Raw genomic sequence first — 19,754 nt, 5'->3', positions numbered from 1 at the left:
TATTCCTCTTCAGTCTTCGCGGCCCCGCGAAATCTCGGTGAACATCGGTTTGGCACTGGTTTCGATGTCCCACTTGAGCTGGCGGTGGAGATAGTCGTCCAGGATGGTCTCCACTTGAGCCACGACGCCGGCGGGCAGGCTGTCGCGGCGTTCGGCCAGCCAGTCGATCATGTGGCAGAGCTGCTCATCACCGGCGTTGCGCCTGGCCTCCAGCGCACCTTCATCCGGCAGATCGGGGATGTTCGTGACGCCCGGCAAAGGCGCGCCGGGCAATTCGCCCGCCATGGCCTGAAGTTCCTTGCTGGCCTTGCTGAAAGCGATCAGCTGCTCCTGGAAGAAGCGGTTCGACCAGCTGGCGCGGCGCTGGATGCTGTTGAGCATGTAGATGATGCCGATAGCCTGGCCGCGCGCGAACTCCCCTTCGAGGTTGGGAAGGACTTCACGCCGCAAGGTGGCGATCATCCCGTCGATCAGCCTGGGAAGCGAGTTGTTCACGAGCTGCGCTCCATGATCTTGGCGATCTGGCGAAATACCGGGCCGATTTGCGTCGCCATCGCGGGCATCCGCATGTCGTTGAACAGGCCATCCTCGAAGCACCGTGCCGCCGCCATGTGGGTGAGGGCCAGCTTGAGCAGCGAGAACACGATATAGAAGTGAAGCGCCGCGCGGTCGATCTTGTAGCCCACTTTGTCCTGGTAGCGCGTCAGGAAGGCGTCCTCGTCGGCGAGGGCGCAGACCATGCGGGTGCCGCCGCGATATTGCGGCAAAAACGCCCAGCCAAGGTCCTCGGTCGGGTCCCCGAGATGGACCAGTTCCCAATCGAGAATGGCGGAAATCCGCTGATCCTGTTCCAGGAAGTTTCCTAGCCGATAGTCGCCATGGACAAGGGTGACGCGGGGAGCCCGCGGCTTGTTGCGACGCAGCCAAGCGAAGGTTCGATGTGCCATCGGGTGCGCGCGCAGGGACCAGCGCTGGAACCGCTCCCACCAGAAGTCCAGTTGACGATCGGCGGCGTTGTCCACGGTAATAGCGGGGTCCCACTGCTCCAGCTCTGTGCGCCTCCAATCGAAATTGTGGAGCGCGGCGAGCGAATCGATGAAGTCCGCTGCGAGGCTCTCGCGACGGGCATCATTCATGGCGCCATCGCCACCGCCCCAGGGGAGCGGCGTATCGCCGGCGACGCGCTCACAGAAGAAGAACGGAGCGCCGAGGATGGAATGATCATCGCTGGCCGCGAACGCCCGGGGCACGGGCACGCCGCTGCCCTCCAGCGCGGATAACGATTGGAATTCCGGCATCGCGCTGTAAGGCGCGAAAAGGCCGTAGGGAGGACCGATGCGCAGGATCATGTCGTCGGCGCGCGGATGCCCGCGCAGCTTGACGCCGTAGGTGATCCACGAAAAGCCGGCGGGAAATTTCTGAAGCCGCTCGATGACGATGGGACGCCCCGCGTCCTTGCTAAGAAAATCGCCGATCGCAGTCTGCAGGGCCAATGGATCCTCGAACGGCGCGAGACCACGTTGTGCTGTCTGCGCCGAGCGTCCCGCCGGACGTTGAATATCTTCCTGCTGCCGCGTCACGGCCTGGTCCATGCTCCCTCAAGGGTCCGGGATGAAAGACGACCGATGCGCCGTCTGCCGACACTTATGATAAACTAGCACACCAAATTGTCCAGCCTGACATCGGGTCGCAATGTTCGCCGGTTGCGGCTGCATTTTGCACAGTCGCCCCCACGGCTTTGCGCGGCGAAAAAAGAGCTTGGCACGATGCGCGAGAAAAAGGTAATGTAGTTTACCAAACAAGCAAGATGTCGGGTATGGGGAGGCAGCGATGAAGCTCACCGCATTTGAGTTCGCAATCAAGGACGGCGTTGCGCATATTACCTTTAATCAAGCCGAGCGCGGCAACCCGCTGGACGGACAGTTCGCCGAGGATTTGAACAGGCTTGCGACGGAATGCACGGTCAATCCGGACGTCAGGTCTGTGCTCATCGATGCCAAGGGCCGCTTTTTCAGCGTGGGGGGAGATCTCAACTCGCTGGCGCGCGACCGGCATCATCTGGCGAATTTCGTGTCGACTGCGACGGCCGACCTGCACATGGCGATTTCGCGCTTTGCGCGGATGAACGCACCTGTCGTCATGGCGGTCCATGCCCTCGCCGCGGGCGGAGCTGTGGCGCTGGTCGCAGGCGCGGATTTCGTGCTGGCATCGCCAGCGGCGAAGTTCTACGCAGCCTTCGCTGGGATCGGCATCGTAAGCGACAGCGGCGGCTCATACTATCTGCCGCGGCGCATGGGCAGCCGGCGGGCGTCGCAATTCCTGATGCTGAACGAGACGCTCTCGGCCGACGAAGCCGCCGCGGCGGGATTGATCAACCGGGTGGTTGCCGCGGAGTCGCTCAACGACGAGGCGTGGGCGCTGGCCAGGCTATTGGCGGCCGGCCCGACGCTGGCCTATGGCGAGATCAAGAACCTTCTGATCAGCAGCGAGACCGAGGGCTTGGAAGGACAGCTCGAGAACGAGGCGAGGGCCATGGCGCGCATCACTCGGACCGAGGATGCGTGGAATGCCATGCAGGCGGTTCTCGGCAAGAGGAAGCCGACTTTCGAGGCGCGTTAGGGCAATCGGCTCTTCTATCGAAGTCTGTTGAGTTGACCGGAAGGACCAGATCGAATGCTGCTCAATGAGGATCAACTGGCAATTCGCGACCTGGCACGCCGTTTCGCGCGGCAGCGGCTTGCTCCGAGCTATCAGGCCCGCGAACGAGCGGCAGTCATGGATCGCGATCTCGTCAGGGAGCTGGGTGACCTCGGCCTGCTAGGAGTTGATTTGCCCGAGGAGTTCGGCGGTCTGGCGGCACCGGGCGTTACCGCGGGCGTGATCGCCGAGGAGCTGGCCTACGGCGATTTCAACATCAGCACCGTGCAGGTCAACGTCTCGCTGCTGGGTGCCATCCTCGCCAACAGCGGTTCCCCGGATCTCGTGCAGGAATGGCTGCCACGCATGATCAGCGGCGAGAAGCTGCTCGGCATTTGCGTCACCGAGCCGGGCGGCGGGTCGGACGCGGGCAATATGAAATTGCGCTGCCGCCGCGAAGGCAATCACTACGTCCTGAACGGTGAAAAGACCTCGATCACCTTCGCCGATTGCGCCGACGCCTTCATCGTCTTCGCGCGCACCGGCACGGCCGAAAGCGGCGCCGGCGGCATCACGGCGATGGTCGTTTCGGCGGACAGCCCGGGTCTGTCGCGTACGCGGTTCAACGACGTCGGAAGCCGGATCATCGGCCGGGGGTCGGTGTTCTTCGACAATGTCCGTGTCCCCGTGGCCGACCGTCTCGGCGCGGAGAACCAGGGCTTTACTCATGTGATGCGCGGGTTCGACTATAGTCGCGCGCTGATCGCGCTGGAATGCATCGGCTGCGCGCAGGCATCCCTTGACGAAGCCTGGGAGTACACGAAGACGCGCAACGCCTTCAACGCGCCGATCGCCCAGTACCAGGGCGTGACGTTTCCGCTCGTCGAATATGAAAGCCAGTTGGCCGCGATCCGGCAATTGTCCTATCACGCGATCGCGCTGCGCGATGCCGGGCAGCCTCACACCGCGGAGGCGGCGATGGTGAAATGGATGGGTCCGAAGACCGCTTTCGACACCATCCATCAGTGCCTGCTGACCTTCGGCCACTACGGCTGGACACTGGAATCACCGCATCAGCAACGCATGCGCGACGTGATGGGGCTGGAGATCGGGGACGGCACCGCGGGCATCATGAAGCTGATTGTCGCCCGCGAACGCATCGGACGCGCCGCCGTGCAATACGCCAAGCGATAACACCGATAAAACGGGTCTTGGAGGCAGAGCCTTCCCGGGCCCGATATCCGGGAGGTAGGCGAGATGACGCGGACCGTGAACCTGCAGATGCGGCTCGTTACCCGTCCGAGGGGAGTGCCGCAGCTGGCGGATTTCGCGCTGGTGCGCGAGCCGGTCAGGCGCCCGGCGGACGGCGAGATCCTCGTGCGCAACCATTATCTGTCGGTTGATCCGGCGCAACGCGGATGGGCCAATGATGAAGGCAACTACAGCGCACCTGTGCCGCTCGATACGCCGATGCGCGCGCTCGCGGTCGGCGAGGTCGTCGAGAGCCGCAGTCCCGGCATCGGAGAGGGCGACTTCCTGTACGGATGGTTCGGGTGGCAGTCACATTGCACGACGACGCCCGATGCGATCCTGCGGCGGGTGACGCCGTCGGCGCTGCCGCTCAGCGCAAATCTCAGCCTGCTCGGCATAAACGGCCTGACGGCCTATCTCGCGTTCAACGGTCTCGGCAGGCCGCAGCCGGGCGAACATGTGCTGGTGTCGACGGCGGCCGGCAGCGTCGGCAGTTTCGTCGGGCAACTGGCCCGACTTGCCGGGTGCAGGGCAGTCGGTCTGACCAGCTCGGCGGAGAAGGCGGCGCTTGCGCGGGAGCGGTACGGCTATGCCGACATGATCGACTACCGCAGCGAGAACGATCTGACGGCGGCCATTCGCCGCGCGTGCCCTGACGGCAACGACATCTTCTTCGACAACACCGGTGGCGCAATCGCCGATGCGGCCATTCGATCGATGCGCAGGAGCGGGCGGATGATTCAGTGCGGCACGGCATCGATCGCGTCCTGGTCGCCGCCGCCGACGGGTTTGCGTCCCGAACGCGAGGTGCTGACACGTCGCCTGCATTGGGCGGGATTCATAATCTTCGATCATGTCGCGGCCTTTCCAGAGGCCGCCGACGAACTGACGCGCCTCGCCTTGAGCGGCGCCCTCGTCTACGACGAGGATGTTCTTCTTGGGCTGGAACAGGCGCCGGCAGCATTGGCGGGCCTGTATGAAGGCAGAAACCGCGGCAAGCCGATCATTCGGCTCGAAGCCGCGACGTAGCGTCGGAGAGGATCGATGAAGGTCTTAGTGCCGGTTAAGCGGGTGGTCGATTACAACGTCAAGGTCCGCGTTAAGGGCGATGGATCGGGCGTTGAACTCGCCAACGTCAAAATGTCCATGAATCCGTTCGATGAAATCGCAGTCGAGGAAGCGCTGCGGCTGAAGGAAGCCGGCAAGGCCACCGAGGTCGTGGTGGTCTCGATCGGACCGGCGCAGGCATCGGAGACGATCCGCACTGGCCTCGCCATGGGCGCCGACCGCGGCATCCTGGTGAAGGCCGAAGGCGCCGTCGAGCCGCTCGCCGTCGCCAAGATCCTGAAGAAGGTTGCCGACGAAGAGCAGCCGGGCCTGATCATCCTCGGCAAGCAGGCGATCGACGACGACTCCAATCAGACCGGCCAGATGCTGGCCGCGCTGCTCGGCTGGTCGCAGGCGACGTTCGCCTCCAAGCTCGAGGTCGAAGGCTCCGACTTCAAGGTGACCCGCGAAGTCGACGGCGGTTTGCAGACCGTGAAGCTGAAGGGACCGGCGATCGTCACCACCGATCTCCGCCTCAACGAGCCGCGCTACGCCTCGCTGCCCAACATCATGAAGGCCAAGAAGAAGCCGATCGCGGAGAAGACCGTCGCCGATTACGGCGTCGATGTCGCCGCGCGTCTCGAGGTTCTCAAGACGACGGAGCCGGCGGGCCGCAAGGCCGGCGTCAAGGTCAAGGACGTCGCCGAGCTGGTGTCGAAACTCAAGAACGAAGCCGGGGTGCTCTGATGACGACGCTTCTGATTGCCGAACACGACAATGCGTCGCTCAAGGATTCGACCAACAAGGCCCTGACCGCGGCTAGCGCGCTCGGCGCGGATGTCGAGGTGCTGGTCGCCGGCCAGAACGCCAAGGGCGCGGCGGATGCCGCCGCCAAGCTCGCCGGCGTCAAGAAGGTGCTGCTCGCCGATGGCGACCTCTACGCGCACGATCTCGCCGAGCCGCTGGCTGCGCTGATCGTCTCGCTGGCTTCCGGCTATGACGCGATCGTTGCGCCGGCGACCTCGCGCTTCAAGAACGTGATGCCTCGCGTCGCCGCTCTGCTCGACGTGATGCAGGTCTCCGAGATCATCAAGGTGGTCGCGCCCGATACCTTCGAGCGTCCGATCTATGCCGGCAACGCCATCCAGACGGTGAAGTCGAAGGATGCCAAGAAGGTCATCACGGTGCGGACCTCGACCTTCGCCGCGGCGGGTGAAGGCGGCAGCGCGCCGGTCGAGAGCGTCGCGGCGGCCGCTGATCCGGCCCTGTCGTCCTTCGTCGGCGAGGAGGTTGCCAAGAGCGACCGTCCCGAGCTGACCTCGGCTAAGATCATCGTCTCCGGTGGCCGTGCCATGCAGAGCCGCGAGAACTTCGCCAAATACATCGAGCCGCTCGCCGACAAGCTGGGCGCTGGTGTCGGTGCCTCGCGCGCGGCGGTCGATGCGGGCTATGCGCCGAACGACTGGCAGGTCGGGCAGACCGGCAAGGTCGTGGCGCCCGAGCTCTATGTTGCGGTCGGCATTTCCGGCGCCATCCAGCATCTGGCCGGCATGAAGGACTCCAAGGTGATCGTTGCGATCAACAAGGACGAGGACGCACCGATCTTCCAGGTTGCGGATTACGGCCTGGTCGCCGATCTCTACCAGGCGGTTCCGGAGCTGACGGAAGAGCTCGACTAACGGTCGTTCAGCGCACCCGCTTGGCCGTGGACGCCGAAGATCCGCGGAAGGTATGAGCGCATAGTCAGGGGCTTGGCTTGATTCCAGATGAAGCGCACTGAGTACTTGTTCGAGGAGTTCGTTGATGCGCTCCAGACGGCAGAGGACGGTCACGCGTTTGAACGGGTCGCGTCGCGCGTAGCGCATGGGCTTGGCTTCCGCTGGTTCGCCTATTTGCGCGTGGGCGACGGCCAGCCAAGCCTCATCTCATCGTATCCAAAGTCCTGGACCAGCCGGTATCTTCGCCTGAACTACCAGAGCTTGGATCCGGTTGTGCAACGTGCCCGGGCCGAGCGCGGTGTCTTCAGTTGGGACGCGCAGGGTGCGACGCCGCGGTCGAACAGGGCGCAATTGAGGTTCTTCGAAGAAGCGACAACGTACGGGATCAGGTCAGGCATCACCGTGCCGATCAGAGGCGGGTTCGGCCAGATGGCAGCCTTCACCTTGGCAACGGACGATCCGCTGATGCGGCCGGACCACGTGCTCGCCGGCTCGGGCGACATCGTGCAATTTGTCGGAATCTACTTTCACGCACATCTATCCGAGCGGACGATCGCGACCTGGGTCGCAGACAAAGAAGCTGCGCCCCTCAGTCAGCGTGAGCGGCAATGCCTCGCCTGGGCGGCTCGTGGCAAGACATTGGCGGAGGCGGCGGTGCTGATGGGCATCACGCCGCGAACTGTCGAGTTTCATCTCGAGAATGCCCGCCGCAAGCTCGGCGCAGTGACCATTGCGCACGCGGTGGCGCAGGCGGTTCGCCGGGGCTTCCTACCCTAAAACGGAATTCGCAGAGCGGATGCGACCATCCCAAAAGCTGGAGAAGCTTTTGTCTGGAAGCGGTGCCGTTCGCCTGCTAGCACTTGATTAAACTTCCTGATCCTTCCCACCGACCTGTCAAAAGCCACAGGTGTCGGCCGTTCGGGTTTCTGTTCAGTTGAGCTCCCTCTCTTCATGGAGCTCCTCATGCACGTCCTGTCCCTCGACCACCGTCACGCCGGGCCGCACCTTGCGTTGCTCGCAGAGATGTTTCGCCTGCGCCGGCGTGTCTTCAAGGACCGCCTCGACTGGACCGTCTCCGTCTCCGGCGATTTCGAGATCGACATCTATGATGCGCTCAATCCCACGCATCTCCTGGCGATCTCGGATGCCAACGACGTGCTGGGATGCGTCCGTCTCCTTCCGTCGACGGGCCCAAACATGTTGGCCGATACATTCCCGTTTCTCCTCGGTGATGGTCAGGCGCCGCGTAGCGATGACATCCTGGAAAGTTCGCGCTTCTGCGTCGACACCGCGCGCGCCGGCGAGGTTGGTCGAGGCAATCTCAATCGCGTGACGTTCATCCTGTTCGCTGCAATGATCGAGGCGATGCGCGCCCGAGGCGCGCGGGCGATTGCTACGGTCACGGATATAAGAATGGAACGTATCCTCAGGCGAGCAGGATGGCCGATTGAACGATTGGCCGAGCCGCAGCCGCTTGGACAGACCACGGCGCTTGCGGGACTTCTCCACAATTCCGACCACGCGCTTGCGGCCATGTACTGCCAGGCCGGAATCGAGGGGCCGGTGCTCGTCGTCCCCGGCGCCGAGCGCAGGGCCGCGTAATCGACAGAGCCGCCTGTGGCTCGGGATACCCCCATGTTGGCCGATCCACACCATAGCTGCATCATCCTGTTGAACGTCACGCGGCGGGCAGCAACGAGCGCCATCGACGCGTTCGCAGGACGCTGCCGCGCGAATTTGTCTTTGCTCTCGGCATGCCGCGCGTTCTTCGCGATTCCTCAATTTGCGATCGGCGAATACGAACAGACTCTCGTACCGGACGAGATCTCCTCGTCCCTTGAGCATGTCGATATCGACGCGCTGTCCATCTGGCGCGACAGCCGGCTTGCCGAGCGGCTGGCCCATTCGGATGTTGGCGCGATTTTTCTAGGGGGAGCTTTTCTGGAGGAAGAGGTGTTGATCTCGGCTTTGCAAGGCGCGAGACTTGGCTACGACGTCCGGCTGCTCTCGGATCTGTCGATTGCCCGCCATGAGTCTGACCGGGCGCTTGTACTCGACCGGCTTGCTCATCATGGAATCCTCGCAACCACTCTGCGTCAGGCGTTGCTGGAATGGGCAGCATCGAAAGATGATCGAATCGTGAGCAGGAAAATTCAGGATCTGCTGTCATAGGCCGCCCCCTCAAGCTGTGCTTGCGGGCCGGGCTCTCGTGAACCGAGCCCGCTCCGCGGTCTCGGCCTTCGGCTTCGATCCCTGGCGGAAACACTCCGTTCGTGAATGAGCGGTTGCTCATGTGTCGATGCGGACATGGGGTTCAAACAACGGCGCGGCAGATCCGACGGGACGCTACAGCAGCCCTTTATTGAGCCGGCCGCAGGCGGCCGGCGCATTTCGTTGACCCCGGCAGTCGGGGTGGGCGGCGCTCCCGTATAGCCCCGAACCGGCGCGCCGCAACCGCGCGTTCTTACAATTCGAAATGACGACTTCTTTCGTTGCGCGGTCCTCCGCTGTCGCTCCGGCCGTTCCGGTGCATCCCGCCTCAACTGTTCGGGGCTGTCCGGTCGCTCTTCGCCGCCCACCCCGCCTTCCGGGGGCAGGGCGCGGAAGGAAAGTGAGCGGAGATCGTCATGTCCAAACGTCCAACGAACAGCCAAGCGACTAAGCCGAAAGCGAGCCTCTATGAGGAGATTACAGCGCACATCGTCGCGGATCTTGAGGCTGGCGTCTTTCCATGGGCGCGGCCATGGGGGAGCGGGGGCGGCAATCAGGCATTCGCGTTGCCGCGCAATGCCGTAACGGGCAAGGCCTATTCCGGGATCAACGTCCTGATCCTCTGGGGTCGGCTGTTTGAATGCGGCTTCTCTTCGCAGCGGTGGCTGACCTTCCGTCAGGCCTCAAGCCTCGGCGGCACCGTGCGCAAGGGCGAACGCGGTGTCACCGTCTGTTATGCCGATCGCTTCGTTCCCAAGCGCGAGCAGGGCGGCACGAGCACCACAGGTCAGGAACAGCCCGCAAAGGAAGAGGCGTCCGTTCCATTTCTTCGCCGATATACCGTGTTCAATGTCGATCAATGCGACAACCTGCCGGATCACTGCATCGCTGAGCGGCCGCCGCTTCCCGAGCGCGAGATCGTGCCACAGGCCGAGGCGCTGGCCGCCGCGACGCTCGCCGACGTTCGCATCGGTGGCGCCAAGGCCTTCTACCAACCGTCGGATGATACCGTCCATATTCCGCCGCAACCTGCATTCTTCGAGCAGATCAATTATTACCGGACGCTGTTTCATGAACTCGGGCACTGGACCGGCCATCCGCGCCGCTTGAACCGCGATCTCTCGGGCGCCTTTGGCTCAAAGCCCTACGCCAATGAAGAACTGGTCGCCGAGCTGACCGCAGCCTTCGTTTGCGCTGCCCTGTGCATCAGGCCCTCCGTCCGACATGCCGACTATCTGGGCTCATGGCTGAAGGTGCTTCGCGAGGATAACCGCGCGATCTTCCGAGCGGCTAGCAAGGCGAGCAAGGCCGCCGATTTCCTGCTCGCCTTCGGAGGCGACATCTCCTCCGGCGAGCACGAGGCCGAGCCCGAAGGGCTGGATAACCGGCATGCGGCAATCCCAGCCGCCGAGATGAGCGCCGCAGGTTAGCTGCGGCCGACGCCGTCCGCGCCGCCAACGGTGTCGGCCGACCGCCGCAGCTCTTGGCCAGCACACCCCATCGCCTCGCGACATCGGGCCCTCGACGAGGCCTCACCCCCAACCAGCCGAGCCCATCTTTGCAAACGAGAGGAAACGATCATGGAACTGCGCAACATCGCTCTCAGCGATCTCAAGATCGCAAGCGTCAACGTCCGCCACAGCCGGAAAGCCCCCGACATCTCCGATATCCTGCCGTCGATCCGCGCGCGCGGCGTCCTGCAGCCCCTGCTGGTCCGGCCTGACGGCGAGACATTCGAGATCGTCGCGGGCAGGCGGCGTTACTTCGCGGCAAACAAGGTCGCCGAAGAACAGGGGACGGCAATCAGCGAGGTCTTGCTACCTTGCGCGATCGCCGTCGGGGACAACGACGCCGACGCCCTGGAAGCATCCCTGATCGAGAATGTGGCGCGCGCCGGCATGGACGAGCTTGAGGAATACGAGGCCTTCGCCAAGCTCCTGAAACAGGGACGCAGCGTCGCGGACATCGCGCGGACGTTCGGCCAGAGCGAGCGCTACGTCAAACAGCGTCTAGCGCTCGCTTCGCTCCAAAGCGCCATCAAGGACGCCTACCGCAACGGCGACATCGAAGCCGAGGAGCTGCAACTGCTCGCCTCCGCCACCCGGCGACAGCAAAAGGAATGGGTTGCGGCATTTGCGGCCGAGAAGGACCCGACCGTTGACGAGGGCGCGCCACGAGGGCGGCAGCTCAGGCAATGGCTGTTCGGCAGCAACCAGATCGCAATCAGCGTGGCGCGATTTCCGCTCGGTACCTACAAGGGCGATGTAATCACCGACCTCTTTGGCGATTTCAGCTACTTCGCCGATGTCGATGCCTTCTGGGTCTTGCAGAATGCAGCCATAGCCGGGCTGAGGGACGAACTGGCGGGGCAGGGCTGGACGGTTACTGTGCTCGACAAGGGAACACGCTTTCCGGCATGGCAATATGACGAAGCCGAGCTGGAGGAGGGCGGCGAAGCCTTCATTGAAGTCCGGACCAACGGCGAGGTCGAGATTCACCGAGGCTACCGGGCTTATGACAGCCCGCACGCCGCCGGTGAAGACAGCCGGGATGGCGACGGCAAGCGCAAGACGCCCGCCGCGAAGCCCGAACTCACCAAGGCCGCCGAGAACTATTTGGCGCTGCACCGGCATGCCATCGTTCGCGCCGAGCTGCTCGCCCATCCGCCCATCGCGCTGCGCCTCGCAGCGGCCCATATGATCGCCGGCTCTGCGCTCTGGAGCGTCAAGCCTGATCCGCAGCGCGCGGAGAAAGAAACGACCGCCGAAAGCTTGGCTGCCAGTCCCGCGCAGGCCGCGCTGACAGCCGAGCGGGCCGCGGTGCTCGACCTGCTCCAGATCGAGAAGAGCTACTACGGCACGCTCACCCGAGGCAACGGCGATGCCCATACCGGGGCGGCCCTGTTCGCCCGGCTGCTTGCGCTTCCGGACGAGGGGGTGCTCAGGGTGATCGCACTCGCGATGGCCGAGACGCTTGCCGCGGGATCGGCGCTGACCGAGGCGGCAGGCCTCGTGATCCAGCCCGACGTCAAACGATGGTGGAAACTCGACGACGCCTTCCTCGACCTTCTCAAGGACCGCACCGCGATCAATGCGCTGGTTGCCGAAGTCGCAGGCCAGGCGACGGCCGACGGCAACGTGACCGAGACCGGTAAGGTGCAGAAGACCATCATTCGCGACTGCCTAACAGGCGAGGGACGGGAGCGCGTGGAGGGATTCGTGCCGCGCTACATGGCGTTTCCGCCAAGCCACTACGATCCCAACAAGGCTTTTGAAATCGCCCGGGCGTCGGACAATATTAACGCTCTGTTTACCTCAATTTAGGCCTGACGATTCGGGCGCGGAACGCCCTTCCGCGCCCGATTTTGCGGCGCCCGAGTCGCATCTCAGTCAATCCGGTGAACAGCAAATTCCGGGAATCGAGAATGGGACGACTCATCCTATAGCTCGGTCCGTTGAGTTGAGCACTGCATCATGGAGCCGACGATGGCGAACCCATACAAGCTGTTTCCTGAACCGCAGACAGTGAGGCTTAGCCGCATCTGCCTCGCGCAAACCGTCGTCTGCCTCTCCGCGCTCGCCTCCAATGTCGTCCTGTTGTCGAAGATCCTGCCGACCATGATCAGCGGGTTCAACTGATCGTGCTGTATCCGGCATGAAGGTCAAAGCCCAGGAAAGCAGGCCTTAGAAAGAGAAGCCGGACCGTTCCACGCATGTCGCGCTTAGCGAACCGGCCTCACAGTTGCTTCAGACCCCCTCGGCCAGGACGCCTCATCGGCTTCACGCAAGCACGTTGCGTCGGCCACGGCGTCTCTTGAGACTGAAAGCGGGTTAAGCGAAGAGCTACTTCTTTTTCTTCGCGGCTTTTTTCGCGGTGGTTTTCTTCGCCTTCTTCGGCGCGGTCTTCTTCGCTTTCTTGGCCATGTGCCCTCCGTCAATGCATCAAGCTAAAAGGTGCAGACCGGGAATCGGCATGCACGACATGATCGTAACATCGAACATGCGAGATTGACATCACGGCACGCCGACACGGATGTTGCGCCTTCGCGTCGCGCCCTTCTTCCCCTCAAGCTTGCGGCAAGGAGGAGCGGCACGGCCCTCGCGAGCAGCCCCGATGCGCCGATGAGTGTCGGTCCGCCGGCGTTACAGATCAGTACAAATACGCTGTCGTCGTCCCGGCCGGAAGCACCGCCGAGACGGGGAGAGAGCCTGCCTCGGCGCCAAGTCAGCCGCTGCCGTCGATGGGCTCACATAGTCCTTGCGGCTGTTCTCTCCGCGGCGGATCCAGCCTGCCCCGATCTCGACGCCCTGGGTGAAGGCGCGGAAATCGGGCTGGGTCTCGGCGCTCTTCCCGCGGGTTTGGATGGTGGAGATGTAGGCCGGCAGCAAGGCCTGTCACGTCTTCCCAATGTCGCTGCTCAATCGTCTTGTTCCGATCGGGCGGGCCTTGTCTTCTTCTGTTGTCGGCAAGGCCGATCCCCTCATGCGTGGCGAACAGACCTATGGGAAGCGCTCCGCCTGTCAAAACCTTCCCCGCCAGCTTTTTTCCCCGCCGGACAAAGGTCCGGCTCCTCGCGGCCGCTTCGCTTCCAAAAAAGCCGTTGGTTCAGGTGCTCCGCATGCGCTGCGCCCCGAAGACGGGTTCGAAGGCGTTTCGCCTCCCATCACGGTCTCGCCATCGCGAGGGGATCGGCCCCTCGCGGGAACAACAGAAGAGGACAAGACCATGACCGCGATCGGATACGTCACCAAGAACGACAACGGCAGCTACAAGGGTCAGCTCAAGACCGTTTCTATCCGGGCCGACATCGACATCATCCCGAACCGCGACAAGAGCGCCGAGACCCAGCCCGACTTCCGTGTCTTCACCCAGGGCGTCGAGATCGGGGCAGGCTGGATCCGCCGCGGAGAGAACAGCCGCAAGGACTATGTGAGCCTGTCGCTGGCAGCGCCCGAGTTCGGCCCCCGCAAGCTCTACGCCAATCTCGGTCGCGCCGCCGGCCAGGACGACGACAGCGTATTTGCCCTGATCTGGAATCCGGCGGACTGACCTGCCGGCCCCCGCGAGAGCTGCTCGCGGGGGCCGTGCTCTTGCCCCATTTGGACAGAACCATCCAAAGTTGTATAAGTACTTTGGTGGGGAGTAGTATTGAACCGTTCGGTCAATTCAAAGGCAGGTCGAGACGACGATGACGCCGCTTCCTGCCTCTCCGCCGCGTATGATGCCGGAGACTGGGCGTGGGAGTTCCTGCGGCGAAATGGCGACTATGTCGCCGACTGGCGAAGCAGCGTTCCTCAGCACTTGCCGTGCATCATGCTCAAGGATGGCACCAAGCTGTTGCGGCTCAGGCGACGGTTTCCGCAAGCAGAGAAGTGGGGGCTTTATGCCTTCGCCGATCCAAGACTCTGCGCTCACAAGACAACCGCGTTTTGGCATGTCAGCGCTCTGAAGCGCGTGGTTCGCCTCAGTGCCAGGAACCCGAGCGAGGGCGAGGCAAGCGTCCGGCGGCTTGCCGATTTCAACGCCGAGCGGCATGCGGTGATCGGCGTGGACGGTGTCCCGCTGGTGGTCATGAAGCGCAATGGCGTCCGTGTCCCTCTCGAAATCCGCGGTCTTTCGGTGCTGACCGCTGCCTTTACGCCTGTGTATGAGCTGCACGATCTCGACGATCTTACAGCTCAAGCCGAGCTTCTAAAGCGCTTGCAGCGATTTACTGAGGCGGACTTTAGAGCGGTTCAAAAGCCTTCCTTTGCAGCCGACGAGCGCCTGCATCAGGCTCTCATCGCGCTCGACGAGAGCCTTAAAGGCAAGACCTATCGACAGATCGCGATTGCGATCTTTGGAGAGAAAAAAGTCACTGAAGAATGGCACGGTCATAGTCAATTCTTGCGCGATCGTACGAGACGCCTCGTGGCAAAGGGCACCGAATTGATGAAGGGCGGTTACCGCCACCTTTTGGCCTGATGGATTTTTTCCTTCTCCTTTGATGAACTTTGCCCGCGCGGGATGGCGAAACGGAAGCTCTTATCTTCGCCACTCCACAAAGCCTTCCCGTTCGGACGACGCTTCTTCTCGCACCTCTCGGTTGTACGGGGTGTGGGAAGGAAAGTTGGATGACGACGAAAGCAGACGACAAGGAGCCCGACAAGCCGTTCCTCAACACGGTGGAGGCGGCCGCCTGGCTCAGGCTCACCAAGAACACGTTGGAGAAGATGCGGGTCCAGGGCAGGGGACCGGCCTACCGCAAGCACGGACGCTATGTCCGCTATCACATCGAAGACCTCGTCGAATGGTCGCACGCGAGCAAGAGGAGGTCGACCTCCGATGCCGATTGATCGCACAAGACTTTGGCGCCAGGCTTCCACGCTCTCGGCCATGTGCGCCGGCGTCATTACACTTCTGATGTCGTCTGCGCCAGCGGTGCCCCTTCTGATCTACAACGCCACCGGCAGTGCGCAGCTCGGCTTCTACTATGTGGAGCCACGGCTGCCGGCGCGCGGCGAGCTCGCCGTCTTCAAGCCACCCCCCGGAATTGAGATCCTGATCACCGCGCACGAGATCCTCCCCATGCCCGTGCCGCTCCTGAAGCGGATCGAGGCGACAGGCGGAGACGAAATCTGCCGTGCCAAGGATCCGATCGGTACGATCTCCATCAACGGAAAAGTCGTTGCCGAGGTGCTCAAGAAAGACCGACAAGGGCGGCCTTTGCCGATCTGGGAGGGCTGCATGCGGCTCGTGGAAGGGGAGTTTTTCCTGCTGCAGCCCCACCCGAATTCCTTTGACTCGCGGTACTTCGGCCCGGTGCTCCGCTGCGATATCCTGGGCGTCGCGCATCCGCTCTGGACATGGAATCCGGACATGTGAGCGGTAGGTTCTACGGGCGCGCGTCTGCAACAAGGCGCGCGCCCGGCGTATTTCTTGCTCGGCTCGAGCCCATTCGTCAGCACCCGCGTCGGGCCGGTGGGCCAGGTCTCCCAGAGCACAGGGCCTATAAAACCTCCACGACGAGCGACCGGATCGAAACGTTGATAGTCACGTCCTCGATCTCGCTAGCTCGTGCGCAGGTTGGCACGCGTAAGCCGCTTTTCTCTTGAATGGGGGACTTGAGGGGCGCTGCCCCGTCACCCCCGCAAGACCTTCTTTCGTCGTCCGGTGCAGCAAGTCGGTCGCACGTCGCAGCTCACGCTGCTCGGTGCAACCGCGTTGCGCACCATCGGATGCGCGCCGGCAAAGCCGGCGCCGAAACAAGCTCTTGCCCCCCGAAACCCCGGTCTCGCCGACGGGCAGGCGGCATGGCGAAGGCCATGCGCGCCGCGCCGATCAAACGCCCAGCAAGGGCCCACAAGCGAGACATCACGATGGCAAAACTGACGAAGGCGGAGGCCAAGGCACATGCCGAGGCCGTCGAACTGCTCAAGAAAGACGTCCTCACCTACGATGAGCGCGTGTTTGTGCTCGACAATTGGCACGAGGGCGCAAGCCACATCAATGGATCGGCGGGGGCGTTCTTTACTCCTACGGGCCTCGCCGGAGACTTCGCAATCGATGCTTACGGCGGCCGAACCGTCGACCTTTGCGCCGGCATTGGCGCGCTTGCATTCCATGTCTATTGGCGGGCACACTATGCGCGTAGCCAGGACGAACCACAGAAAGAGATCGTCTGCATCGAGCGCAATCCTGCCTATATCGAGGTCGGGCGCAAGGTGCTGCCGGAAGCCAAATGGATTTGCGCCGACGTGTTCGATCTGGACTTGCCAAGCCTCGGTCATTTCGGCTGTGCGATCGCAAATCCTCCGTTCGGAGCCACCCCCAGGATCGGAAGCGGACCCCGCTACACCGGGCGCTCTTTCGAGTTTCACGTGATCGATATCGCCTCTGATATCGCCGATTATGGCGCCTTCATCATCCCCCAGGCGTCTGCGCCATTCCAATATAGCGGCGTGCAGTGCTACCGAGAACGCAAGAGCGCGGATTATCTCAAGTTCAATGAACAGACCGGAATTCATCTCGAAGCAGGCTGCGGCGTGGACTGCTCTTTCTATCGTGACACATGGAAAGGCGTCGTGCCCAATGTCGAAATCGTCTGCGCCAACTTCGAGGAAATCCTTCGCAATAAGGCTCGATCTTCGGCCGAGCCAGAGGCCGAGCTGCGTGCTCTCTGGAGCAAAAACGGCGTTCCGGTGGACCGGCAGGACGCAATAATTCGCGAGGTCGAGGCCAAAGCAAAGGGCGGAATTCGGTTTGACGAACGCCCCGTCCAGGCGGACTTGTTCACTGATCTTGGGCCTTCTGCACCCAAGCGCTGACGGTCTTTGCGGCGAATTTTCGTCTCGCAAACTGCCTGAGCGAGCCAGGCTGCCAAGCCTGGTTCGCTCGGTCGATCTCCCTGCGGCTGATGAACTTCAGCGCTTGTCGTTGCGGCCCAACGGGCCGTCAATAGCCGTTTCATTCAGACGCGGACCACCTTTGAGCTCGTGGTCAGGGAGCGACAAGTATGCCGCCGGGTTTTCAATCCAGCGGCGGCCGGACTTGTTGTATGATAGCGGATGGACCGCGGCATGCTTCAAGAGCACTTAGCGATATCGGAGCGCCACATTGCCCTTGGCGTGAAGCTTCTTGCCAAGCAGGAAGCGCTGATCGCCGAGCTGGGCCGGCACAGCCATGATACCAAGGGCGCAAGGGACGTGTTGGCCACAATGGTGGAAACGCAGTCTCTCCATATAGACGACCGGGACCGCATCTTGAGGGAATTGGGACAGTAGGCCCTTGATCTGGATCAAGGGCCACCAGCGGCTCCGGTCAAGCTTCAGGCATGAATGATCCGAAACCAGAGGCACATTCCGCCTCCAAGCCGACGCGCTTGGAAGAGGCCCGACGTATCATCGAGGAGTACACGGCCGACCTCCGCGAGATAATCAAGAAGCCCCGCCAAAAGATGCATTAAGCCGCTTAGGTCGGAGCCAATGCCCGCGCCGACTTCCGCTCATTGCCTTCAGGTACACCGGAAGATTGCTGGTTCTGCGCCACTGTTCGGGCCTAAGCGGAAATCAGTCTGCCAGCCCCTAGGACCCCCGCTCACGTGGGCAAGAGTTCGCGGAGGAGTGCGATAGTAACTGCTGATGGCATACGGGCGATGCCTTCGGCCCGCGCTCTACTCGTCGCTTCGCTCCTCACCGAGCCACCCTACGGGTGTCTCGGCCCTTCGGGTAACGATCGCTATCGCAAACGCTCGGAAACAGTGGGGCTTCGCAAGTCAACTGCGAGGTCGCGGCGGCTCTTTCCCTAGGAAAGCAAAAAAGCAAAAAAGGTAAGCGTCCAGAGCTTGCACCTGGCCTCATCCCTTGACAGGATTTTCAGCTTTCCAAGCCCATGGCAGCAGTGCGTCGAGGCGGTTGACGGGATGTCCATCGACCATCCGCGCGAGCACGTCGCGAAGGTATTCGTGGGGTTCGACGCCGTTCAGTTTGCAAGTTTCGATCAGCGAACAGAGGATCGCCCACCGCGTCCCACCGCCATCGCTGCCGGCAAAGAGGTGGTTTTTGCGCCCCAGTGCCACGGGACGGATCGCGCGTTCGACCGGGTTGGTATCGAGCTCAACGCGGCCGTCGTTCAGGAAGCGCGTCAGCCCATCCCATCGCGAGAGCGCGTAGCGCATCGCCTCGGCGAGCTTGGCGCGACCGGGTAGCAGGGGCAGCTGCGTCTCGATCCAGAGCCGGAATCTATCGACGAGCGACCTCGATATTGAGCGCCTCGCGGCCAGTCGGTGCGCAGGCGATTGACCGCGGATTTGGGCCTCGACGGCATAGATTTCGCTGATCCGGCGCAGTGCTTCCAACGCCAACGGCGCACCGTCAGCCTCTGCAATCTCGTAAAACTTGCGCCTTGCATGGGCCCAACAGGCGGCAAGAATGATGTCGCCGCTGCCGGTCAACCGCTCGAAGCCGGCATAACCATCGACGTGCAGAACGCCCTTAAATTGCTCGAGATGCGAGGCGGGACGCTCGGCTTTTCGATCCGGTGCGAACAGGTAAACTGCTGCCGGCGGCGCCGGTCCGCCCCAGCCGCGCTGATCGCGGGCGTAGACCCACAATCGCCCCGTTTTCGTCCGTCCTCTGCCTGGATCCAGCACCGGGATAGGCGTGTCATCGGCAAAGAGATGGTCGGAAGCGAACACGTTTTTGCACAGCCGTTCGTGCAAAGCCTCGAACCACCAGCAGGCCCCACCAACCCAGCCAGCGAGCGTCGAGCGCTCCAGTTCGACGCCGTGGCGTGCAAAAATCTGCGCCTGGCGATAGAGCGGCGTGTGGTCACAATACTTGCTGACCAGCACCTGGGCGAGCAGGGCCGGCGTAGCCAATCCGCCCGCGATCGGCCGTTCAGGAGCAGGGGCCTGGGTGATGGTTCCGCAGGCGCGGCAGGCAAATTTCGGGCGGCAAATACGCAGGACGCGCAGCTGAGCCGGCACCCAATCCAGCATCTCGCTGACGCTCTCGCCGATGGCATGCAAGGCGCCGCCGCAGCACGCGCAAGCCTCGCTGCCGGCGCCGAGAACGATCTCTTCGCGCGGCAGATGATCGGGCAATGATCTGCGTTTTGGCGGCGCGGATGGAGACGGCGCGGGTGCCTCGAAGGCCTCCGGATTGGTCTCGGCAACCGCCAGATCGGTGTCCAGATCTTCAAGTCCGAGAGCAAACTGGTCGGCGTCGAGACGCTCGGAGCGACGGCCATATTGCGCGCGCTGAAGCTGTTTGATGATCAGACGGAGGCGCTCGATCTCACTGTTTCGATGCTCGATGAGTGAGGCAATATCGCGGACCAGACGATGCAGAAGCGCTGGGTCCGACGGCAGATTGTTGAGGTCAAGCTGCATATCCGATTCTACTCGGACAT

At 62.7% G+C, this 19,754-nt stretch carries 21 protein-coding genes; 17 read left to right on the top strand and 4 right to left on the bottom strand.

What is annotated here, in order from left to right; all coding sequences use genetic code 11:
- Positions 1 to 9: 9 nt before the first annotated feature.
- Positions 10 to 495: a hypothetical protein gene (locus ACYCVF_RS15765; protein ID WP_440640830.1), complete on the bottom strand. Its 486-nt coding sequence runs from the start codon at positions 493 to 495 to the stop codon at positions 10 to 12.
- On the bottom strand, positions 492 to 1,592 hold the full coding sequence (locus ACYCVF_RS15760) for a phosphotransferase family protein (RefSeq protein WP_459606383.1): 1,101 nt from the start codon (positions 1,590 to 1,592) through the stop codon (positions 492 to 494). The genes ACYCVF_RS15765 and ACYCVF_RS15760 overlap by 4 nt, the downstream gene beginning before the upstream one ends.
- A 238-nt stretch (positions 1,593 to 1,830) precedes the next feature.
- Between ACYCVF_RS15760 and ACYCVF_RS15755 the strand changes: the two genes are divergently transcribed.
- The 11 genes from ACYCVF_RS15755 (at position 1,831) to ACYCVF_RS15705 (ending at position 12,502) form a co-directional block, all read left to right on the top strand.
- Positions 1,831 to 2,619: an enoyl-CoA hydratase/isomerase family protein gene (locus ACYCVF_RS15755; RefSeq protein WP_448042920.1), complete on the top strand. Its 789-nt coding sequence runs from the start codon at positions 1,831 to 1,833 to the stop codon at positions 2,617 to 2,619.
- 54 nt (positions 2,620 to 2,673) lie between these two features.
- The gene (locus ACYCVF_RS15750) at positions 2,674 to 3,831 is read left to right on the top strand and encodes an acyl-CoA dehydrogenase family protein (RefSeq protein WP_440640827.1); all 1,158 of its coding nucleotides are present in this window, start codon (positions 2,674 to 2,676) and stop codon (positions 3,829 to 3,831) included.
- A 63-nt stretch (positions 3,832 to 3,894) separates the two neighbouring features.
- Positions 3,895 to 4,917, top strand: a complete 1,023-nt coding sequence (locus tag ACYCVF_RS15745; RefSeq protein ID WP_440640826.1) for an NADP-dependent oxidoreductase — start codon at positions 3,895 to 3,897, stop codon at positions 4,915 to 4,917.
- Between the two features lie 15 nt (positions 4,918 to 4,932).
- Positions 4,933 to 5,682 (top strand): electron transfer flavoprotein subunit beta/FixA family protein, encoded by a 750-nt coding sequence (locus ACYCVF_RS15740; protein ID WP_459606384.1) that lies wholly within the window; start codon positions 4,933 to 4,935, stop codon positions 5,680 to 5,682.
- Positions 5,682 to 6,614: an electron transfer flavoprotein subunit alpha/FixB family protein gene (locus ACYCVF_RS15735; RefSeq protein ID WP_459606385.1), complete on the top strand. Its 933-nt coding sequence runs from the start codon at positions 5,682 to 5,684 to the stop codon at positions 6,612 to 6,614. The genes ACYCVF_RS15740 and ACYCVF_RS15735 overlap by 1 nt, the downstream gene beginning before the upstream one ends.
- An 87-nt stretch (positions 6,615 to 6,701) precedes the next feature.
- Positions 6,702 to 7,430 carry an autoinducer binding domain-containing protein gene (locus ACYCVF_RS15730; protein ID WP_459606386.1) on the top strand — a complete coding sequence of 243 codons (729 nt, stop codon included), beginning with the start codon at positions 6,702 to 6,704 and terminating at the stop codon, positions 7,428 to 7,430.
- A gap of 186 nt (positions 7,431 to 7,616) precedes the next feature.
- A complete protein-coding gene (locus ACYCVF_RS15725) occupies positions 7,617 to 8,255 on the top strand; it encodes an acyl-homoserine-lactone synthase (RefSeq protein WP_459606387.1) in 639 nt (212 codons plus the stop codon).
- Between the two features lie 33 nt (positions 8,256 to 8,288).
- Positions 8,289 to 8,825, top strand: a complete 537-nt coding sequence (locus tag ACYCVF_RS15720; RefSeq protein WP_459606388.1) for a cysteine hydrolase family protein — start codon at positions 8,289 to 8,291, stop codon at positions 8,823 to 8,825.
- Between the two features lie 455 nt (positions 8,826 to 9,280).
- Positions 9,281 to 10,294, top strand: coding sequence for an ArdC family protein (locus ACYCVF_RS15715; RefSeq protein WP_459606389.1), 1,014 nt, complete (start codon positions 9,281 to 9,283; stop codon positions 10,292 to 10,294).
- A gap of 30 nt (positions 10,295 to 10,324) precedes the next feature.
- On the top strand, positions 10,325 to 12,187 hold the full coding sequence (locus ACYCVF_RS15710) for a ParB/RepB/Spo0J family partition protein (protein WP_459606390.1): 1,863 nt from the start codon (positions 10,325 to 10,327) through the stop codon (positions 12,185 to 12,187).
- A 162-nt stretch (positions 12,188 to 12,349) separates the two neighbouring features.
- Entirely contained in the window at positions 12,350 to 12,502 is a 153-nt protein-coding gene (locus tag ACYCVF_RS15705) for a hypothetical protein (RefSeq protein WP_448042923.1), read from the top strand.
- Positions 12,503 to 13,006: 504 nt separating this feature from the next.
- On the opposite strand, the gene ACYCVF_RS15700 is transcribed toward ACYCVF_RS15705, so the two are convergent.
- The gene (locus tag ACYCVF_RS15700; protein ID WP_459606391.1) at positions 13,007 to 13,252 is read right to left on the bottom strand and encodes a DUF736 family protein; all 246 of its coding nucleotides are present in this window, start codon (positions 13,250 to 13,252) and stop codon (positions 13,007 to 13,009) included.
- A gap of 337 nt (positions 13,253 to 13,589) precedes the next feature.
- On the opposite strand from ACYCVF_RS15700, the gene ACYCVF_RS15695 reads away from it, so the two are divergent.
- The 6 genes from ACYCVF_RS15695 (at position 13,590) to ACYCVF_RS15670 (ending at position 17,626) form a co-directional block, all read left to right on the top strand.
- Positions 13,590 to 13,913: a DUF736 domain-containing protein gene (locus ACYCVF_RS15695; RefSeq protein WP_440640818.1), complete on the top strand. Its 324-nt coding sequence runs from the start codon at positions 13,590 to 13,592 to the stop codon at positions 13,911 to 13,913.
- A gap of 99 nt (positions 13,914 to 14,012) precedes the next feature.
- Positions 14,013 to 14,828 carry a DUF2285 domain-containing protein gene (locus tag ACYCVF_RS15690; RefSeq protein ID WP_459606392.1) on the top strand — a complete coding sequence of 272 codons (816 nt, stop codon included), beginning with the start codon at positions 14,013 to 14,015 and terminating at the stop codon, positions 14,826 to 14,828.
- A gap of 149 nt (positions 14,829 to 14,977) precedes the next feature.
- On the top strand, positions 14,978 to 15,199 hold the full coding sequence (locus tag ACYCVF_RS15685; RefSeq protein ID WP_074447823.1) for a helix-turn-helix domain-containing protein: 222 nt from the start codon (positions 14,978 to 14,980) through the stop codon (positions 15,197 to 15,199).
- Positions 15,189 to 15,728, top strand: coding sequence for a S26 family signal peptidase (locus tag ACYCVF_RS15680; protein WP_459606393.1), 540 nt, complete (start codon positions 15,189 to 15,191; stop codon positions 15,726 to 15,728). Before ACYCVF_RS15685 ends, ACYCVF_RS15680 begins: the two co-directional genes overlap by 11 nt.
- Before the next feature lie 428 nt (positions 15,729 to 16,156).
- Entirely contained in the window at positions 16,157 to 17,170 is a 1,014-nt protein-coding gene (locus tag ACYCVF_RS15675) for a class I SAM-dependent methyltransferase (protein WP_459606394.1), read from the top strand.
- 240 nt (positions 17,171 to 17,410) lie between these two features.
- Positions 17,411 to 17,626, top strand: coding sequence for a hypothetical protein (locus ACYCVF_RS15670; protein WP_459606395.1), 216 nt, complete (start codon positions 17,411 to 17,413; stop codon positions 17,624 to 17,626).
- A 572-nt stretch (positions 17,627 to 18,198) separates the two neighbouring features.
- Here ACYCVF_RS15670 and tnpC read toward each other — a convergent pair.
- Positions 18,199 to 19,734 carry an IS66 family transposase gene (tnpC, locus tag ACYCVF_RS15665; RefSeq protein WP_459606396.1) on the bottom strand — a complete coding sequence of 512 codons (1,536 nt, stop codon included), beginning with the start codon at positions 19,732 to 19,734 and terminating at the stop codon, positions 18,199 to 18,201.
- Between the last annotated feature and the right edge of the window lie 20 nt (positions 19,735 to 19,754).

It is taken from the genome of Bradyrhizobium cedriense (genome assembly GCF_054602315.1).
The sequence above is the reverse complement of the archived record's forward strand: the minus strand, read 5'-3'. Positions and strand labels throughout refer to the sequence as shown.

Excerpts from the sequence above, each read along its gene's own strand:
- ACYCVF_RS15670 (WP_459606395.1), top strand. The coding sequence starts at position 17,411 with ATGGACCGCGGCATGCTTCAAGAGCACTTAGCGATATCGGAGCGCCAC.
- ACYCVF_RS15735 (WP_459606385.1), top strand. The coding sequence starts at position 5,682 with ATGACGACGCTTCTGATTGCCGAACACGACAATGCGTCGCTCAAGGAT.
- ACYCVF_RS15685 (WP_074447823.1), top strand. The coding sequence starts at position 14,978 with ATGACGACGAAAGCAGACGACAAGGAGCCCGACAAGCCGTTCCTCAAC.
- ACYCVF_RS15720 (WP_459606388.1), top strand. The coding sequence starts at position 8,289 with ATGTTGGCCGATCCACACCATAGCTGCATCATCCTGTTGAACGTCACG.
- ACYCVF_RS15760 (WP_459606383.1), bottom strand. The coding sequence starts at position 1,592 with ATGGACCAGGCCGTGACGCGGCAGCAGGAAGATATTCAACGTCCGGCG.
- ACYCVF_RS15725 (WP_459606387.1), top strand. The coding sequence starts at position 7,617 with ATGCACGTCCTGTCCCTCGACCACCGTCACGCCGGGCCGCACCTTGCG.
- ACYCVF_RS15730 (WP_459606386.1), top strand. The coding sequence starts at position 6,702 with ATGAAGCGCACTGAGTACTTGTTCGAGGAGTTCGTTGATGCGCTCCAG.
- ACYCVF_RS15750 (WP_440640827.1), top strand. The coding sequence starts at position 2,674 with ATGCTGCTCAATGAGGATCAACTGGCAATTCGCGACCTGGCACGCCGT.
- tnpC (WP_459606396.1), bottom strand. The coding sequence starts at position 19,734 with ATGCAGCTTGACCTCAACAATCTGCCGTCGGACCCAGCGCTTCTGCAT.
- ACYCVF_RS15745 (WP_440640826.1), top strand. The coding sequence starts at position 3,895 with ATGACGCGGACCGTGAACCTGCAGATGCGGCTCGTTACCCGTCCGAGG.
- ACYCVF_RS15740 (WP_459606384.1), top strand. The coding sequence starts at position 4,933 with ATGAAGGTCTTAGTGCCGGTTAAGCGGGTGGTCGATTACAACGTCAAG.
- ACYCVF_RS15675 (WP_459606394.1), top strand. The coding sequence starts at position 16,157 with ATGGCGAAGGCCATGCGCGCCGCGCCGATCAAACGCCCAGCAAGGGCC.
- ACYCVF_RS15715 (WP_459606389.1), top strand. The coding sequence starts at position 9,281 with ATGTCCAAACGTCCAACGAACAGCCAAGCGACTAAGCCGAAAGCGAGC.
- ACYCVF_RS15695 (WP_440640818.1), top strand. The coding sequence starts at position 13,590 with ATGACCGCGATCGGATACGTCACCAAGAACGACAACGGCAGCTACAAG.
- ACYCVF_RS15755 (WP_448042920.1), top strand. The coding sequence starts at position 1,831 with ATGAAGCTCACCGCATTTGAGTTCGCAATCAAGGACGGCGTTGCGCAT.
- ACYCVF_RS15680 (WP_459606393.1), top strand. The coding sequence starts at position 15,189 with ATGCCGATTGATCGCACAAGACTTTGGCGCCAGGCTTCCACGCTCTCG.
- ACYCVF_RS15705 (WP_448042923.1), top strand. The coding sequence starts at position 12,350 with ATGGCGAACCCATACAAGCTGTTTCCTGAACCGCAGACAGTGAGGCTT.